This window comes from Mesorhizobium sp. M7A.F.Ca.CA.002.15.2.1 (assembly GCF_003998715.1).
Classification (GTDB): Bacteria; Pseudomonadota; Alphaproteobacteria; order Rhizobiales; family Rhizobiaceae; genus Mesorhizobium; species Mesorhizobium ciceri.
Map to the genome: position 1 here is coordinate 1 of NZ_RZPI01000683.1, position 2,905 is coordinate 2,905.

Annotated in this window: 5 protein-coding genes; 4 read left to right on the plus strand and 1 reads right to left on the minus strand. The window is 62.8% G+C overall.

The window, feature by feature from the left end; genetic code table 11:
* Positions 1-367, minus strand: a 367-nt coding sequence (locus ENZ74_RS27500; protein ID WP_206522338.1) for a VOC family protein, incomplete at its 3' end; no start/stop codon positions are given.
* Positions 368-676: 309 nt separating this feature from the next.
* Here ENZ74_RS27500 and ENZ74_RS27505 point away from each other — a divergent pair.
* The 4 genes from ENZ74_RS27505 to ENZ74_RS27520 all read left to right on the plus strand — a co-directional run bounded on the left by ENZ74_RS27505 (position 677) and on the right by ENZ74_RS27520 (position 2,847).
* On the plus strand, positions 677-844 hold the full coding sequence (locus ENZ74_RS27505) for a hypothetical protein (RefSeq protein ID WP_013529241.1): 168 nt from the start codon (positions 677-679) through the stop codon (positions 842-844).
* An 84-nt stretch (positions 845-928) separates the two neighbouring features.
* Positions 929-1,519, plus strand: coding sequence for a DJ-1/PfpI family protein (locus tag ENZ74_RS27510; protein WP_063169159.1), 591 nt, complete (start codon positions 929-931; stop codon positions 1,517-1,519).
* Positions 1,520-1,594: 75 nt separating this feature from the next.
* A complete protein-coding gene (locus ENZ74_RS27515; RefSeq protein ID WP_063169160.1) occupies positions 1,595-2,002 on the plus strand; it encodes a hypothetical protein in 408 nt (135 codons plus the stop codon).
* 125 nt (positions 2,003-2,127) lie between these two features.
* The gene (locus ENZ74_RS27520) at positions 2,128-2,847 is read left to right on the plus strand and encodes a YafY family protein (RefSeq protein WP_013529238.1); all 720 of its coding nucleotides are present in this window, start codon (positions 2,128-2,130) and stop codon (positions 2,845-2,847) included.
* The last annotated feature ends 58 nt before the right edge of the window (positions 2,848-2,905 follow it).

Consider the following 2,905-nt stretch of genomic DNA (forward strand, 5'->3'; position numbering starts at 1 on the left):
CGGTATCTACAAACCCAAGAAACGCAAAACCGCCGATGTCGCCGATCTCTCCTGTTGCCAGGCCTTCGTCGGTCAAGTGTTGCTTCCACCAGGCAAGGCTCTCCTGGCTGCCGACCCTGAGGCTGGTCCGCACGATGCTGTGCGTGCCGCGCCGCTCGCGGCCGACCGGCCAGTCGAAGAAGGTAAGGTCGGTGCCCGGTGTCGCTTCGCCGTCGGCATAGAAGAGGTGGTAGGCCGAGGTGTCGTCCTGGTTTACGGTCTTCTTGACCAGCCGCAGACCCAGCACCTTCGTATAAAAATGAAGATTGCCAGGCGCATTGGCGGTGATGGCGGTCAGATGGTGGATACCTGTCAGTTGCAAGCTCATCGTCGTCTCCCTGCTGTTGGGGAACAATTTTCTCCCTCCATATCAGAACTGCGGTCACCCCGCTGAAGGCCTCGTATTCCGACAGTCCGTCGCCGGAAACTGAACAGCGGCGCCCAGAGCACGTCGTCGCTATGAACAATCGGAAGTCGCGAACCTGCCTTCGGCACCGTTCTATGCGGCGAAAAGCGATGCCTTGCCTGCGTCGCGCGCACTGGTCGCAACTATCGTCTCGCGCCTGACATCCTCCTGACAGACTGCTGTCAGGAGGGGTATGCGATAGTACCTCCATACAGAGAGAGGAGACTGGCCATGAACGGTTACACCATTCTGCGCGGCATGCAGCACTATGTCGGCAAGATCCGCACGATGCGCAACGAGATCCGCACCCAGCGGTTCATGAACTCGCTGCCGGCGGATATTCGCAAGGATATCGGCTGGCCGGACATGTATGCGGACCGTGGCCCTCGGGGCAATTGAAGCCAATTTTTCGACCCGGCGATTGGATGTGGGCGCGTCAACGCCCAGATAACAGGTCCGGTGCGTGAGGATGGGAGCGAGCCTATGCCCGAACAGAAGACGATCGGTTTCCTTTTCATCGAAGGTTTTGCCGACTGGGAGTATGGGCTGCTGGCGGCCTCGGCGGTCGAATGGTTCGGCGCCCGTGCCGTGTCGCTGACGCCTGATGGCAACCCAGTGACCGGGATCAGCGGCTTTCGGCTGACGCCCGATCGATCGGCCGGGGCGGATGAGAATGATGATCTCGACGCCATCGCCGTGATCGGCTCCGATGAGTGGGCCGGCAAGGCACCGCCCGATGTTGCTGATCTGCTCAATGCTGTTGCATCGCGCGGCGGCGTGGTCGGCGGCATCTGCGCCGGCACGCTGGCGCTAGCCCGCGCCGGCCTGTTCGAGAAGGCCAGGCATACGAGCAATGGCCGCGACTGGATCAATGGTCATGAGGCCGGCTATGCCGGCGACAGCCTCTATCAGGATGTGCCGCATGCCATGGCCGACGGCAAAATTGTTTCCGCGCCAGGCTCGGCGCCGGGCACCTTCGCGCTCGCCTTTCTGAAGACGCTCTACCCCGAAAGAGGCAGCGATCTCGCTCGGATGCGAACGCTGTTTGCCAAGGAGTATGCTGAAGCCTCCTGACAGTATGCTGTCAGGAGGGCCGTGCAATGGTGCCAGCTTAGGGCACCCGTGCATCGGCGGTCGAAAGGACGATCGATGAAGAGTTGGAACGACAGACTGAGCACACCAGGCATCAACGGCGTCAAGCCGACGCCGCGCACGATGGCCGATGTCGTCGAAGGCCAGCCTATGCTGGTGCCGACAGCGCGCCAGGTCGATGATTTCATCCGCTCGATTCCCGAAGGCGTCGAGATGGATGTGCGTGCGCTGCGTACAGCACTTGCCGTCGAGCATGGCGCCGAAGTGACATGCCCGGTCACCATAGGCTATCATCTGCGCACTGTTGCCGAAGCCGCCAACGAGGACCTCCAGCGCGGCATGACGCCGAGTGACGTGGCACCGTTCTGGCGCGTGCTCGATGCGAAAACACCGACGACGAAGAAATTGTCCTTCGGCGCGGAGTTCGTCGCCGCGCAGCGCAAGCGCGAAGGGCTGAAACCATGAGGCATGCCGCCCAAAAGTGTTCTGCGGTTTTGGGATAACGGCATGCGCGAAAACACGATGCATGCCACCCAGAGGTGGACCGGTTTCGGGCGGCATGCATAGAGACAACGCCGAGGGACCATACGATGCGCCGCGCCGACAGGCTCTTCCAGATCGTGCAGCATCTGCGCGGTGGCCGATTGGTCACCGCCCAGAAGCTCGGCACATGGCTCGAAGTTTCCGAGCGAACCATCTATCGCGACATTGCCGATTTGCAGTCGACCGGAGTGCCGATCGACGGCGAGGCCGGCGTTGGCTACATGATGAGGGAGGGTTTCGACCTTCCGCCGCTGATGTTCACGCGTGACGAGATCGTCGCGCTGGTCGCCGGCGCCCGCATGGTGCGTGCCTTTGGCGGTGCCGCCATGGCGCGGGCCGCCGACGAAGCGCTGGTCAAGATCGGCGCCGTATTGCCCGATGCGGAGAAAGACCGCATCGCCCGCACCGAGATCCACACACCGATGTGGGTGGTCAGCGACGCCGCCCGCGAGGCGATCGACCTGATCGAGCGCGCGGTCGAAAAGCGCCAGGTGCTGACCATCGACTATTCCGACGAGGCCGGCCGCGGCACCGCCCGCGATATCCGCCCGCTCGGCCTGTGGTTCTGGGGCAAGGTGTGGACGCTGGTCGCCTGGTGCGAGATGCGCGACGATTTCCGCGCCTTCCGCATCGATCGCATCGCCTCGGTGGTCATCGCCGGCCGCATCTTCAAGCCGGAGCGCGGCAAGCAGCTTGCCGACTTCTACCGCGCGGTGGAGCGCAGCGAGGACTATGGCATGGCGCCGGACCGCGCCGCGCGAAGCTGAGACCCGACGCAGTTAGAAAAAAGCCCGCTCGAAGCGGGCTTTTTCTTGGATATCAGAC